The following is a 15,827-nucleotide window of genomic DNA, read 5'->3' as shown; positions in this document are numbered from 1 at the left end:
GGCCATCCACCGTTCCCACGGACCGGGTCAGCGCAGCGTGAACAGTGACCGGGTGGAGGAGACGTTGAACCCTCCCGTTCCGATCCAGCCACCCCTCGGGTTCGTACTGATCTTGATCTCCCAGTCGTCGAGGTTCGGAGTGCCGTTCTCCCGGATGCCCCAGCCCGCCGCGTACCGCCCGACCGACACGCTCGTGCTCTGCTTCTCGCGACGGTCGCCGGGCAGGTTCGAGTACCCGAGACGGGGGAACAGGCCGTTGAGCAGAGTGTCGACCGAGGGCTTGGAGAACGAGGTCTGGTACGCGTACCCGATCTTGGTCTTGCCGTTCTGGATCTTCACCTTGCCGCAGTGGTGCCCCAGGCACACCTGCCACTCAGCGAACACCCGAGGCTTGAGGTACGAGAATATGCTCCCCTTGGACTTCTTTCCGGCGTTGGCCGGATTGGGGCCGCACTTCGCGTTGCGGGCCTGACCGTACACCGCGACGCAGTCGTTCCACTTCTTCTGCTTCGCCGCCCGCGCCGCCTCCCGCGCCTTGCGCTCGGCCGCCGCCTTGGCCTGCTTGGCCGCGTACTCCCGGGCCAGCCGCCGCGCCTCGGCCTGCCTCCGCATGTAGTCACAACCGTCGCAGTAGTGGCGGGTGGTGGTCGACGAGGACGACGCCCGCTTGGAGTAGTCGCAGCCGTCGCAGTAGTGACGGGCGCCGCCGCCGGAGGAGGACTTCCCGCTGCCGCCCGACTTCTTCTTGGCCTTCTTCTTCTTTTTCGGCTTGTCCTCGTTGTTGTAACCGCCGCACCCGTCGCAGTAGTGCCCGCCGGGGAGAATCCGCCACCGGCCGTCCGGGTCACTCAGCGTGACCGGCGTGTTGTTGGCGTACGCGTACCCGTTCATCTGCTGCGGATCGCTGTAGTCGATCAGCGGGTCGACGGAGACGAACCGCCCGATGTCCGGGTCGTACTCGCGGGCGCCGAGATGGGTCAGCCCGGTGGACGTGTCGACGGTGCCGCCGACGAAGCCCTTCTCCGTCGGCCAGCTCCCCTGCGCGCCACGCTGCTCGCCGAAGGGCAGATACCGGCGTTGGGTCACGGCCAGGTCGTCGGCGTCCACCGAGAGCTGCGCGGTGCCGACCTGGTCGGCGGCCTCGAAGGACAACCCGTTCGCGGAGGTCCGTACGGCGGTGACGGTGCCGAGCTGGTAGTAGCGGGTCGCCGACACCACGCCGCTGGACCGGGTCAGTTTCACCTCGCTGTTGCCGAGGTAGAGAGTGACCGCGTCCGGGTCGCGGCGGATCAGGCGGTTGCCGTCGCCGTCGTAGAGATACTCGGTGACCTTGCCGCCCTCGGTCACCGTGGCCAGATGGGCCTCGGCGTCCCAGGTCAGCCGCTGGGTCGAGCCGGCCACGGTACGGACGGTGGTGTTGCCCACCGCGTCGTAGTCGTAGCTGTTAACGGTGCCGCCGGTGGTCACCGACCCGAGCGCATGCGGACCGTGCCCGGCGGCCGGGTACGCCGACGTGCTGGTGGTGCCGACGCCGGTGAGCGGGTTGTGGTTCGTCTCGGTGAGCCGGTTGCCGATCTTGTCGTACGTCCAGTCCTGCCAGTACGGTGCCGGCCCACCGATCACCGACGGGCTCGGCGCGGCGGCGCAACCGTCCGTCGCCGTCCAGGCGCTCGTGAGGCGCTGCAGGTGGTCGTACCGGAAACACTGGGTGTCCGCCGAACCGCCGGCCGGCTTGTCGGCGATGCGGGTGACGTTGCCCGAGGCGTCGTAGGTGTAGGTGACGTTCGCCAGGTGCGTCGACGAGACGTTCCGGTCCACCAGGGCCCCGGTCATCCGTCGGGTGGCGTCGTCGTAGCTGAAGGTCTGCACCAACTGCTTACCCCTGACCGCCTCCAGGGTGTACTGCGCCGGCTCGTCGTACGGGGTGTACAGCGCGTCGGTGAGCAGCGTGCCCAGGTTGGTCTGCGCACTCGTCAGCCGGCCGTCGGCGTCGTAGGCGTAGCGCAGCGTCTCCGCGCTCAGGCCGCCGACCGCCGGATACGTGGTCAGCAGCGGCAGGCCGGTGTCGGTGTAGCCGGTGCTGATCCGGTACGTACCGGCCAGCGCGCCCTCGGCCGACGGAACCGTGAGCGTGGTGCCCAGCGACCGGTAGCGCACGTCGTAGCCGTCCACCGACATCCGGTAGGCGGTGCCGCCCACGTAGCGGGTGGTGGTGGCCGGCTGTCCCTTCACCACGACGCCGTTGGCCAGCGTGTCGTACGTCCAGCCGATCCGCTTCGGACCCGCCGTCGAGCCGTCGTACACGCCGGTCTTGCGGCCCAACACGTCGTAGCTGTAGGCGAGCGTGACACCGCGCGCGTCGGTGGTGGTGCTCACCTGGTCGGCGTTGTCGTACGTGTAGGTCGTGCTGCCCTTGTCCGGGTCCTCCTCCGTGACCTTGCGGCCGCGCAGGTCGTAGTGATTCCGCCAGACGTTGCCGTCCGGGTCGGTGACGGTCGCCACGTCCCCGGCCGGAGTGTAGGTGTACCTGGTCGTGTCGTACGCCCCGCTCGGCGAGTCCCCCAGGTACTGCCGCAACTCCACGGTCTGCCCGTCGGCGTCGGTGACCGTGGTCGTCGGGGTCTCGCCGGCCGGCGGATCCACGGTGACCCGGTCGCCGCCGTAGCTGGTGGTGGTACGCCACTTCTCCGTGCCGAACGACAACGTGATCCGGGCGGTCTCCCGCTCGTCGCCGTCGAACACCGTCCGGGTCTGCGCCGGGACGGTGTTGTCGGTGACCGTCAGCAGCGTGGTCCCCGCCGGCTGGTCGTTCCAGTAGGCCTCGTTCTGCTTCACGGTCAGGCCGCGGGAGTCGTAGAAGGTGTCGGTCACCACCCGGCCGCCATCGGGCGCGGGCTTCTGGGTCTGGCGCGGACGCAGCCGGCCGTCGAAGAAGTCGTACTGCGCGTCGTACGTCGCGTCGTCGCGGATGTTCTGGGTCGTCACCACGTTCGGCGCGTCCTTGCGCACGAGGTAGGAGAACTTCGCGCTCGGCGTCTCGCTGCCCGCCTTCGAGCGGTCCGGCAGCCAGACCGCGGTGACCCGGCCGAGCGGGTCGTAGGTGATGTCGGTGCGTCGGCCGTTCGGGTCGACGACCGCCGTCTCCCGACCCCACGCCGGGTCCAGCGTCCTGGTGACCGCGTGCCCCATCGGGTTGGTCACGGTGCTGCTGGTGACCGGCCCGCCGGTCACCGGAGTGAACGCGGTGGTGGTCTTCTGGTTCAGCGCGTCGTAGGTGGCCACGGTGCGGCCGTAGCTGTCGAACTCGGCCCGGGTCGACTGCACGTACGTCGGGGTGCCGTTCGAGTACGAGGCCAGCTCCTGGGTCAGCGTGACGTCGCCCCTGCTGGGGGCAGTGCCGAAGGTGGTCGACCCGTCGTAGAGGGTACGCACGTCGGAGATCACGTCGGCCGGGTACGACGGTGTCGCGCCGCACGGCACGGAGACCCGCTCGTCGCGAACCGGGTAGTCGATCATCCACTTGGCCGTGTTGCGGGCGTATGTCGTGCGGTTGCACTCGTCGTCGTCGGTGGTGGACGTGTCACCGAGATCGTTCACCTGCGTCGGCAACCCGTAGGAGTCGTACGTCGTCTGCACCTCGGTGCGCCGCCAGCCGCCGGAGGAGAGCGCCAGCCGGCTGCGCCGGCTCGCCACACCGATCAGGTACGCCCTGGTGGTGCCGCGGGTCGCTGTGGCCGCGGAGATCCACGGGTCGTTGATCTCCCCGTCGAGCGCGCTGCCACCGACGCCGTGGTAGGTGATCGCCTCGCGGGCGAAGCCGGCCAACGCCGGGTGGTCCGTGATCGCGCGTCCCTCGGAGTCGGTCACCGTGACGCCGCGGGTGCCGCCGGAGGTCCGGTCCCCGTCCATGCCGCGCAGGAACAGCTGCTCGGACTGCGAGCGCACCTCACCCGACGCACCCTTCGTGGTGCGGACCCTGGCGAATCCGCGCCACTGGCTCCAGGTGCGATACTTCGCCGGGGTCAGCTCGTTGTCGTCGTAGTGCCAGGCGCCGCCGCCGAGGTACTCGAAGTCGGTCTGCTCGATGCCGGCCACACCCGACACGTCGTCTTCCAGCACCTGCACGGCCACGTACTTGTGGAACCAGTCGAGGGTCGGCGCGGTGGCCCCCTCCGGCGTCCAGTACTGCGGGAAACACCGCCTGGTGTTCGAATCCGGGGCCGGCGTGGCGGCTCGGGTGCAGTCCCTGCCGGAGTAGTTCACCCGGACGTGGCCGCCGGACTCGTCGTAGACGTCGGTCAGCCGCCACCGGTACATCGGCGGGATGCCCTCCATCGCATCGACCCGGTTCTCCAACTGGACACCCTCGAAGGTCACCGCCGGCAGCGTCAGGCTGCCGCCCACCTTCCCGGTCCGGGTGATCGAGGCCAGCCACAGTGCCGGTGAGGTGCCGTCCCCGGGCTCCCGGAACTGGTAGCCGAGGGCCCAGACGTCGACGTCCCGGTAGGTGGTGCCGGAAACCCACACCTGTGTGGTCACGCTCGCCAGCCGCTTACGGGTCCAGAACGTCGGCGCGTACAGGTCGGTGCAGGTCGCCCCGGCGGCACAGTTCTGGTCGTACGGCACGTCCGGCCAGTTCTTGGCGGTGTCCTTCGTGATCGTCCCGGTGCCGCAGGTTGCTCCGGCCGCGCACCGCTCCGCCACGCCGAACACCACCCGCATCGGCGCGGGCGCCGAGTACATGGTGTCCGCACGCTGCCCGTAGTCGATCCGGCTCAGGTAGCCGGCCCGGTGGTAGACGGTGCCGGCGGTGGCGGTCCGGTTCCGGCCGTAGTAGTTGGTCTCGGTGGTGTAGAAGTACGACATCGCGTTGCCGTTGGGATCGACGACGTAGTCGAGGCTCCACCGCCACGCCTGGTTGCAGTACGACGTGGCGAAGGTGTTCGCGTGGCACGGCTCGCCGGCGTCGTTGCCGAACACGGGCACCGTCCACGCGGAGTTCGTCACCTCCTTGCCACTGGCCCAGCCCGGCAGCCGGTTGAGCCCGTAGAAGTACTGGGTGCCGTCGCGGCTGGTGATCTTCCAGTGCTCGCCGTCGTTGTCGCCGTTCGTCGCGCCGGTCAGCCGCTCGACCCTGGATCCGTCATCGTTACGCGGGTGCCAGGCCCCCGTGGTGGCGTCCTTGACCAACTCCACCGTCTGCCCGTTCATCGACAGGAAGGCGTTGTCGGTCTCCCAGCACAGGTCGTACGGCTTGGGCGTGGACGTCACGTCGTCGGAGCAGGACTTGTAGCGCCGCTCGACGAAGCCCTCGCTGAGCTCCCATCCCTCGCCCACCCAGGACGTCTGGTTGTTGGTCGACGCGGTGCGCCCGTCCACGCTGCCGGACGAGTAGCCGAGTTCGAGGTCCGGCTCCGGGCCGCCGAGGCCGGGCACCCCGTCCATGGGATACGTCCAGGTGAAGTCCCCGGACGGACCGCCGGCCTCCCACGACGACGACGCCGACAGCTTGGTCGCCTGGTAGTCACCGGCGCTACCGGCCGCCCCCGCCGTCGCCGCAAGCACGGTCGCCTCTCCCGCCGCCATCGTCACGTCGGCGGTGAGGCGTCCCTCCCTGACCGCGTTGCTGGTCGGCAGCGCGGTACCCGAGCGGCACTCCGCCCGCTCCGGCGTCGACACGGCACAGGCGGGCAGCTGTACCAGCCGCAGCCGGGATGCCCAGTCCCCGCCGTAGGCGTGGCGGAACGAGGAGTAGTCGACCTGCACGGACAGCCGGCCCTCGGCCGGGACGGCGGTGGTTGCCGCGGCGTTGTCGATCACGCCGGGTGAAACCGTCACCAGCGGGCCCGACACGCCGGCGCGGTCGGCGGCCGCACGGTCCAGCACCCGCACCCGGGCCGTCCGCGGCGCCGCCGCCCGGACCGCCGCCGACCCGCCGCCGCTTCGCCCGACCCAGACCGGCAGGGCGCCGGCCCGGACCCGCGCCGAACCGGCCGCCGGCACGGTCACCTCCGCGGCGCCGGCGGCCGGCCATCCGACGGACGCCGGGCCACGCTGCACCGTGGCCGCCCCCGGGTCGGCCCGCTTGGCCCGCGACACAAAGTCGCGGCCCGGCACCGAACGCTCTGACGGCACGTCGGGCCGCTGCCATGCCGGGGCAGCCGCCGCAGGCGCCGGCGTGGCCGCCAGACCAGCAGCCAGCACCGCGAGCGCCACTGCGCCGGCAACGGTCCGACGCCTCATGATCCCCTGTCTCCGCACGGTTGGTCTCCGGATGCTCAATGGCTGACTACGGGTTGGCGATGGCGCTGTAGACATCGAAGATCTCCTGGTCGCTGAGCACCCCGGAGTACACCCGCACGTCGTCGATCCCACCGGTCAACCACTGCGAGAAGCTGACGTTCGAGACCTGCCCCCGACCCAGGACCAGGGCACCGCCCGCGTTCCAGGCGCTGGCATGGTAGGTCTCGTCCACGGTCTGCCCGTTGACGTAGAGGCGCAGCCGGTGGGCCCGGGCGTCGTACACCGCGGTCAGGTGGGTCCACACCCCGACGGTGGGGCCGTCGAACAGGTCCACCGCCTCGCGCAGCGGTGAACCGGTCGTGTCCTGGTCGGAGCTGCGCACCGACCAGAGGTACGCGTGGTAGTCGTCGCTCCACGACCAGCCGAGGTTGAATCCGCCGACCTTGCCGCCGAGCTGACTGACCGCGATGCCGTTCTTGCCCAGCGCGTCAGGACGCACCCACGCGCTGACCGTGTAGCTGCCGTCGGTGCGTACCGCCGGGCCGCCGGTGGTGAGCACGCCGGTGGTGCCGTTGACCGCGACCGCGTTGCCCTCGACCCCGGCGACCCGGGCCACGCCACTGGCGGACCAGGTGGCCGGCCGCGTACCGGCGGAGTCGGCGGCGGTGGTTCCGGAAATCTCGTTGAGTTTCCAGTGCCCGGTCAGCCTCGGCACCTGCTGCAGTTCGCCGGCGAGCAGCACCCGGTCGTAGACGCGGACGTCGTCGATGTCGCCGGCCCAGAAGTCGACGAGGGTGTCGTTGGTGAGCGCCCGGCCGATGGTGAGCGGACCCGTCCCGGTCCAGGCCGCGCTGTAGCTCGCCGAGCCCTGTAGGACGCCGTTGACGTAGAGCCGGATCTGGCCCGCGGACTTGTCGTAGACACCGGCCAGGTGCACCCATTCGCCCTGCGTCACGGTCGACAGGGAGTCGACGGTCACGTAGGCCGGCCGTTCGACGCTGTCGGCGACGGGGAACGACCACCGGAACTTGTCGCTGCTCGCCAGGTACTGAAGGTAGAAGGAACTGCGGTGGGTGCCGTCCTGGCTGAGCACGCCCCGGTTGCCCGACGAGGTGGTGAGACGTGTCCACGCCGACACCGAGAACGACTTCGACGTGTCGAGCACGGCGCCGCTGGTCGCGGCGTAGCCGTCCGTGCCGTCGAGGTGCAACGCACCGCCGGACACGCCGTCACCCCAGGTGGCACCGCCGTGCAGGGTGGCGTCGCGCCCGTTGCCGGATCCGTCCACGGCGACCGTGCCGTCACCGGACTCGTCCAGGGACCAGTTGCCGAGCGGGCCGGGCGGCGCGGCGGCGTAGAACACCACGGTCGCGACCTCGGACCGGTTCGCCGCCTTGTCGACGGACCGCACGTGCAGCCAGTTGACGAAGCGGTCCGGGGTGACGGTCACGGTCACCGACCCGCCCGCGGTCGACGGGGTGGCCTTCTTGCTCAGCGCCGTGGCGTCGCCGTTGAGCGCGTACTCGTACGAGGCGGTGTCGGTGCCACCGTTCGCCGCGAACGTCACCGACGAACTGCGGCCCATCACCGCGTCACCCTCGGCATTGTCCGGGAACGCGGTCGAGGTCACCGTCGGGATCGGCGGGCGGCTCGTGTCGACCCGGAACTCGCACCACGAACTCCACGCGCTGTTGTCCGTGCCGTCCTCGGCGCGTACCCGCCACCTGGCGTTCACGCCGTTGCCGAAGGCGCCGGACGGGATCTGCTTCGCCACCACGGTCGGGGTCTTGCCGGCCACCGACGCCGACGTCCACTCCCCGACCGGAGCCGTCCCGTCGACCCGCCACCACTGGAAGTGCGCCTTCACCGCGTTGTCGGCGTCGCTCACCGTGGCCCGCAGCGTCGGGGTGCCGGTGCCGATCACCAGCCGGCCGGAGCCGGTCGTACACGTCGCCGATCCGTCGGTGGTCAGGTTCGTGGGCAGCTTCGGCACCGTGTTGTAGGTGATGGTGATCGACGGATTGTTCCGGAACCGCTTCCACGAGTGCGGATCCCGGTTCGACTCCGCCGTGCTCGACGCGCGCAGGCCCTGGGTGATGGCGTCCCAGCCGTTCTTCGCCGCCTTCGCCACGTGTGCGGTGACGCTGAACTCCGCGCCGCCGGCCGGGCAGCTCGACGACGACCAGCCCTTCGCGAAGCTCTTCGCCGCCAACCTGCTGATCCAGCTCGGCTGGTTCCGCCAGGTCGTCGACGACGAGATGCCGCTGGTCTCCCAGACCTGCACCTCCCGGGCGGTGCACGAGTACGACCACACCTCGTACGTCTGCAGGGTCGCCGACAGGATGTGCTTGCCCTTCACACCACTGACGTCGAAGCGGAAGAACGAGCGCGTCAGCTTGCCGTCGTTCGCGTCGTAGCCGACCCGTGCCTCCTTCTCCGCGTCGTTGGCGCCGTTGTAGAACGACGTCCCCGGTAGGTTGCTCCACACCTGTGTCCAGGCCGTGCGCGAGCCCGACCAGGACGGGTCGAGGTAGACCGGGTAGCGGGTGTTCGGGCCGCTGAGCAGCTCGCGGTCCGGCGTCAGCGCCAGCTCGCCCGCGCCGATCTCCACCCGCATCGGGCGGACCCGCCCGCCCGGCACCGTCCGGGAGCCGCTGCCGCTGGAATCCCACATGTACGGCGGCGGCGCCTGGAACACCACCGCACCGGCCGGGTCCGTCGCGGCCAGGCTGCCGTCACTCGCCGCCCGCACCGCCAGGCCCTCGGCGCTCGTCAACAGCCGCAGCCGACCGAGCGCCGGATTCGCCGCCGCCCGCGCCGACTTGACCACCAGCACCTGGGAGAAGCCCTCCGCGTCGGCACGCACCGCCAGGTCGACGCCGGGCAGCACCTCGGGGTAGGTGGCCGTGGCGTCCGAGAGCACCGGCGCGGGCAACCGGCCCGGCCAGCGCAGCACCAGCTCCGACCCGCTCCGGCGCATCCGTACCAGCGGCGTCTCCCCGCCTCCGGAGAACGCCATGTCCAGCACGCTCGCCGCCGGGGCCACCGTGCCGTCCGCGGCGACCCGCAGCGTGGTGTCGACCGGCACCCATCCCGACCCGCGCCGCACCCGTACCGGCTGCACCGACTGCTCCAGGGTGAACGTCCCGTCCGGGTTGGCGAACACCTGCTGCCGCTCGGTACGCAGGGCGGTCGCCTCCACCCGCCGTCCCGAGGAGACGGCCGCCGCCCCGGCGGCGACCTCGCCGAGCACCGGGGTGGTCGACCCCACGGCGGCCACGACCGGGGGCACGGGTGCGACCAGCAGCGTCGCCGCCACGACCGCGCTGGTCAGGGACGCGAGCATGGCGGTACGCACCCGGCGGGGCGGATCAACGCCTCGGACGGCGACGGCCGGCATCAATGTGCTGCGGGCGGGCATGAGGAAGTCACCTTTCGACGGCAGGTGACGGCAGCATGACGAGGTCGGCTATCGCGACGCCATCGAGTCGCGGGCGCAGCCGGTCGGAACGCCGCGGGGCGGCTCCGGCCCGACCGTCCGGCCGCGGGGCCTCGACCGAGGGAGGGGCTCAGTCAGTCCTGTTCACCTGCGGCCGGCTCGTCCGAGGCGCGGAGCTGCTCCGCGTCCGGGTGCCCGAGCCTGTCGAGGATGCGCAGCGCCGCACGCCGCGAGTCGCCCGCCGCGGCGTGGTTTCCCGCCACCTCGTACGCGGAGGCGAGTTTGCGCAACGTCTGTCCCTCGTTGCTGAGGTCCCCCACCTCGCGGAACAGTTCCAGCGCCCGCCGATAGCACGCCACCGCCTCCATCGGCTCGCCCCGCCGCTGGTGGATGTAACCGAGACTGTCCCAGGTGACCGCCTCCCCGAACCGGTCCCCCGTCTCCCGCAGCAGGGTCAGCGCCGCCCGGCAGTGCGCGAAGGCCTCGTCCAACTCACCGAGCTGCGCGTGCTGCCAGCCGACCGTGTTGCGGGCGTTGGCGGTCATCGCCCGGTCGCCCAGCCGCTCGTACCGCAGCATCGCCTGCCGCGCGTGGTGCAGGGCGTCGAGGTGACGACCACTCCGCTCCAGTACCCAGGACAGGTTGCCGTGCACATGTGCCGCACCGGTCTCCTCGCCGCCCTGGTCGTACAGCTCCAGCGCCCGCCGCAGGTGCGTGTCCGCCTCCGACAGCATCTGCAGCCGGCTGTACGCACGACCCAGATTGCGGTGGGTGTGCGCGCTGCCCAGCGGCCCCGCGTCGCGCTCGGCCGCGCCGAGCGCCGCGTGCTGGACGGCGACGTAGTCGTCCCAGTGGCCCTGCCGGTCGAAGTACGTGCCCAGCGCCCAGGCCAGCTGCCACCGCTGCGCGTCGAAGCCGGCCGACGTGGACAGGACCAACGCCACCAGCACCGGATGCTCCACGGTGAACCACTCCATCGCCCGGTGGGCGTCGGCGATCGGCTCGGGGCGTACGCCGGCACACGGCGGCCCGGGTGTGATGGCGTCCCGGTGCGGGTTCAGCCACCGGTCCGCCGCGATGGCCGTGTGCAGGTGGTGATCGAGCAGCCGCCGGGTGGCCGCCCGCCGCCACGCCCGGTCGTCGTGGTGCCGGGCCAGCTCGGCGGCGTACTCGCGGAGCAGGTCGTGCATGCCGTAGCGGCCCGGGGCCGGCTCGTCGGCGAGGTGGGCGCGGGTGAGGGCGACCAGTGCGCGGCGGGCCGCCTCGACGTCCACGCCGGCCAGGCTCGCCGCGGCGGGCACCGGGATCGTCGGCCCCGGGTGCAGGCCGAGCAGCCGGAACATCGTCGCCGCGGCGGCGTCGAGGGTGCGGTAGGAGGCGGCGAGGACCGTCCGGACGTCGCTGCGGGGCGCACCCCCGTCGAACGGGTCGAGCCGGTCGTGGTCCCGCAGTTCGGCGGCGATCGCGGCCAGGGGGAAAGCGGGACGTCCGGCGGCCCGCGCCGCGACGACGGCGAGGGCGAGGGGCAGCCGGGCCGAGGCGGCGACTATCTCGTCCGCCGCCGCCGGCTCCCGCCGTACCCGGTCCGCGCCGATCCGGCCGGCCAGCAGACGTCGGGCCTCGTCGGTGGTGAGCAGGTCCAGCGGTACCGGTACCGCCCCCTCCGCCGCCACGATGCTGGCCAGGTCGGCTCGGCTGGTCACCACCGTGAAGCCGGAGGCGGTGCCGGGCAGCAGCGGACGCACCTGGTCGGCGTCGCGGGCGTTGTCCAGCACCACCAGAATCCGCCGGTCGGCCAGCAGGCTGCGGTAGAGGCCGACCTGGGCGTCGAGGCCGGGTGGGATCCGGTCGGCGGGCACCTGCATCGCGTCGAGCAGGCAGCGAACCGCCTCCGCCGGGCTCGCCGCCGCACCGGTGGGGTCGAAGCCGCGCAGGTCGAGATAGAGCTGCCCGTCCGGGAACCGGGCCCGCACCGTGTGCGCCCAGCGCACCGCCAGTGTGGTCTTACCCACGCCGGCGGTGCCGGTGAGCACGACGATACGCGCGTCGGAGCCGGGCCGCACAGCCGCGTCCAGTTGCTCGAGCTGTCGGGTCCGGCCAACGAAGCCGGACGGCGGGGTGGGCAGTTGCCGGGGCACGCTGAAGCCCGGCCCACTGAACCGAGGCTCGTCTGCGCCGAGCACCAGCCGGTACGCGTCGCGCAACAGCTCACCCGGGTCCACACCGAGGTCGTCGGCGAGCCGGGCCCGGACGGCCGCGTAGACGTCAAGGGCTTCGGCGGTTCGACCACAGCCGTGCAGGGCGCGCATCAGCTGGGCGTGCAGCCGTTCCCGGAGCGGCTCCGTCTGGACGGCCTGCCGCAGCGCGCCGACCACCTCGGCACACCGGCCGGCGGCCAGCTCGGCGTCGTACCGGTCCTCCCACACGACGAGATGCCGCTCCCGCAGGGCGGGCCCGTAGGTGCCGCGCAGCCAGGTGGTGGTGCCGGACAGTTCCGGGCCGGACCAGTACGTGAGGGCCCGGCCCAGCAGGTCGGCCCGGACGGCCGCGTCGGTTTCGCCCCGCGCCCGGGCGACGGCCGCCTCGAACTCGTGCAGGTCCAGCTCGCCGGGCCCGACGTTGATCAGGTAGCCCGGTGGACGGCGGACCACCGTCCCGGCGCCGAGTCGGCGACGCAGGCCCGAGACGTACGTGTGGAGCTGGCCGCGGACCGTGGCCGGCCACGTCTCGCCCCAGGTGAGGTCGATCAGCCGCTCCTCCGGCACCACCCGGCCCGCCTGCAGCAGCAACGCGGCCAGGATCGTGCGCGGCTTGGGACCGCCCAACGGCAGCGGTTCGCCGCCCTCGTCGGCCGCCACCGGCCCCAACAGGCGGTAACGCCGGCCCGCGCTCCGCTCGGTTCCCACGGCTCCACTGTCGATCACGTCTGGTCCACCACCCCGTCCGTTCCCGAGCTCCGCGGTTCGGCGGTGCCCACGGTGGCACCACCGGTCGTCGGTGTCGCCGTCGCACTGTACGACGGCCGCCAAGTCCTCCTCCGGCTTACGAGACGCAGGTCTCCGCCGGACGGTCGCTCCCGGTTCGACCGTCTTCGGTCGGGGCCACGACCATCGGGCCGGCCGGAGGTACGCAGCTCACGGGCGCGCGCTAGCTTTGCGCGGTGCAGGGGTATCGGGTCGGCGTCCTCGGACGGATCGAGGTGGAGGTCGACGGGACGGCGGTGCCGCTCGCCCCGTTGGAACGGGCACTCGTCGCGAGCCTGACGGCCCACCGTGGACGGGTCGTCTCCGTCGACCGTCTGATCGACGGCCTCTGGCCGGATCACCCGCCCGCCGGGGCACGCAACCGGGTCCAGGCGATTGTCGCCTCGGTTCGGCGCGGTACGGCACCGGAACTGGTCCTCACCCGGTCCCCCGGCTACCAGTTGAACGCCGAGGTGACCGTGGACGCGGCGGAGTTCGCCGCCGAGGTGCGGGCCGCCGCGGCCACCACCGACGCCCGGGCCGCCGTGGAGCTGCTCGACCGGGCGCTGGCCCGCTGGCGCGACGACGCGTACGTCGACGTCGGGGCGACGCTGGTCGAGGTCGATCGCGACCGGCTGCACGAGCTGCGCGGACACGCGACCGAGCTGCGGGTCGAGGCACTGCTCTCGCTCGGCCTGCACCGGGAACTCGTACCGGAACTGACCACGCTGGTCCGGGACCGGCCCCTGCGCGAACGGCTGCGCGGCCAGCTGATGACGGCCCTGCACCGTGCCGGCCGGCAGGCGGAGGCGCTCGCGGTGTACCGGGACGGGGCCCGGCTGCTCGCCGAGGAGCACGGCATCGACCCGGGGCCGGAACTGCGGCGACTGCACCGGGAGATCCTCGCCAGCGAGCGCAGCGAGCAGGAGACCGCACCCCGGCCGTGGGTGCGGCCCGACCAGCTACCCGGCGTCCCCGGTGACTTCGTCGGACGGGACAAGGAACTCGGCCTGCTGCTGTCGCTGCTGGGCCGCACCCCGGCGGCCACCGGGGCCGCCCAGGTGGTCGTCGTGACCGGGCTCTCGGGTGCCGGCAAGACGACGCTGGCGTTGCGCGCGGCGCACGAGAGCCGGCACCGTTTCCCCGCCGGGTGCCTCTACGCGGACCTGCGCGGCAACAGCGCCGACCCGGCCCGACCCGGCGTGGTGCTCGGCGCCTTCCTGCGCGCCCTCGGCGTGGCCGGGGAGGCCATCCCGACCGAGGCCGAGGAACGCGCCGCGCTCTACCGGTCCGTACTCTCCGAACAGCCGATGCTGGTGATGCTGGACAGCGCGGCGGACGCCGCGCAGGTACGCCCCCTGCTGCCGCCCGCCCGGAGCAGCGCGCTGATCACCAGTACGGCGACGCTGCCCGAGCTGCCGGGCACCGAGGTCGTCCCGCTCGACGTCCTGCCGGTCGGCGACGGGCTGGACCTGCTGGCCAACCTCGCCGGTGTGGAGCGGATCAACCGGGAGGCCCCGGCGGCCGCCGAGGTTGTCGAGTTGTGCGGACGGCTGCCGCTGGCGTTGCGGATCGCCGGCGTACGGCTCGCCGAACGGGAGGCGATGACCGTCGCCCGGCTCCGCGACCGGCTGCGCGACGAGCGGCGCCGCCTCGACGAACTGTCCCTCGGCGACCTCGACGTACGCAGCAGTTTCACGGTCGGGTTCGAGCGGTTGCCGCCGCCCGCCGCGCGGCTGCTCGCGGTGTTGAGCCGTACGTCGCTGCGCACCTTCGGGATGTGGGACGAGACCACCGAGCCGCTGCTGGAACAGCTGTGCCGGGCCCACCTGCTGACACCCGAACCCGACGGCCGGGTCCGGATGCACGACCTGATCCGGCTGCACGCCCGGGAGCGCACCACCGTCGCCACCGACCAGCTGCTCGACTGGTACACCCGGCTGCTCGGGTACGCCGAACGCGCCGACGCGTCGCTGCCCTGCAAGGCCCTGCCGACCGCGGACGTGTCGGCGTCGCTCGACACCTGGGACGCCGTCGACTGGTTCGAGGCGGAGCGGGAGAACCTGGTGGCGGCGGTACACGACCTGCTGGGGTGGGACGCGGTCGACCTGGCCGGGCGGCTGGCCCGCACGCTGGGCAACTTCGCGATCATGCGCAGTCAGCACCTGCCCGAGCTCGCCGACTGCCTGCGCGACGTGCTCGACCGGGAGACCGAGCTGTGCCCGCCGACCCGGACCTCGGTGCGGCTGTGCCTCGGCACCGCCTACCGGATGGTGAACCGACACGCCGACGCCGTACCGCTGTTGCGCACGGCCTACCGGGACAGCCCGGCGTCGATGGTGGCCCATCGGCTCGCCGTGCTGCACGGCTACTCCCTGTGCTGCCGCGCCCTGGGCCGGGTACGGGAGGCGGACGCCGCGCTGCTGCGGATGGTGCGGCTGTGCGCCGCGCACTGGCCGGTCGGCCCGGTCGGCGGGCACGTGCTGCTGACCCTCGGCGAGCAGCACGGGCAGTACCAGCTCACCTCACCGTTCGCCGTGCACGCCTTCGCCGCGGCCCTACGGTACTTCGAGGAGGACGGCGACCTGTGGGGCGAGGCGCTCGCCCGGGAGGGCCTCGGGCTGCTGTACCGGCACGCCGAGCAGTGGCCGCAGGCCCTGGAGCACCTCGGGAGGGCGGTGGCCACCGCCCGGCGACTCGGGGACCGGCTGAGCGTGACCACCGGCGAGCAGGCGCTGGCCGCGACGTACCTCGCCGCCGGGGACCTCGTCTCGGCGCGCCGACTACTGGCCCGCACGGTGCCGGCGTTCCGGGAGCTGCGCTACGAGTGGGGCGAGGCGATCTCCCGCCGACTGCTCGGCAAGGCGTACCTCGAGGACGGCGACGCGGACCGGGCCGTGGCCGAGCTGGACCGTTCGGTGGTGATGCTGCGCGGCATCGGACAGCCGTACCCGCTGGCGAACTCGCTGAGCCTGCTGGCGCGGGCGCAGGCCGCCCTGGGGCGGTACGACCTGGCCGTCCCCCTCGGCGAGGAGGCGCTGCGGATCTTCGAACACTTCCACGCCGCCCAGTACGTCGACGACCTGCACGAACGGCTCGCGCACTGGCGGAGCGCAGCGCATCCGCAGTAGACGCGCAGGGCGCGCGCAGCGGCGACCCGCAGAGTGGTCGGCAACCACCCA

4 protein-coding genes are annotated in these 15,827 nt (G+C 72.4%); 1 reads left to right on the top strand and 3 read right to left on the bottom strand.

Going from position 1 to position 15,827, the window contains the following annotated elements; genetic code table 11:
- Positions 1-27 precede the first annotated feature (27 nt).
- The 3 genes from ABGB21_RS28745 to ABGB21_RS28735 form a co-directional block, all read right to left on the bottom strand.
- Positions 28-6,243: an RHS repeat-associated core domain-containing protein gene (locus tag ABGB21_RS28745; RefSeq protein WP_347680424.1), complete on the bottom strand. Its 6,216-nt coding sequence runs from the start codon at positions 6,241-6,243 to the stop codon at positions 28-30.
- A 46-nt stretch (positions 6,244-6,289) separates the two neighbouring features.
- On the bottom strand, positions 6,290-9,664 hold the full coding sequence (locus ABGB21_RS28740) for a LamG-like jellyroll fold domain-containing protein (protein WP_347655700.1): 3,375 nt from the start codon (positions 9,662-9,664) through the stop codon (positions 6,290-6,292).
- A gap of 152 nt (positions 9,665-9,816) precedes the next feature.
- The gene (locus ABGB21_RS28735) at positions 9,817-12,588 is read right to left on the bottom strand and encodes a BTAD domain-containing putative transcriptional regulator (protein WP_347655699.1); all 2,772 of its coding nucleotides are present in this window, start codon (positions 12,586-12,588) and stop codon (positions 9,817-9,819) included.
- Positions 12,589-12,842: 254 nt separating this feature from the next.
- Here ABGB21_RS28735 and ABGB21_RS28730 point away from each other — a divergent pair, with 254 nt between their 5' ends.
- Entirely contained in the window at positions 12,843-15,776 is a 2,934-nt protein-coding gene (locus ABGB21_RS28730; protein ID WP_347680422.1) for a BTAD domain-containing putative transcriptional regulator, read from the top strand.
- Positions 15,777-15,827: the final 51 nt, after the last annotated feature.

Source organism: Plantactinospora sp. B24E8 (assembly GCF_039871735.1).
Taxonomy (GTDB): domain Bacteria; phylum Actinomycetota; class Actinomycetes; order Mycobacteriales; family Micromonosporaceae; genus Plantactinospora.
Note: the sequence above shows the minus strand (reverse complement) of the source record. Positions and strands in the feature narration are given on the sequence as shown.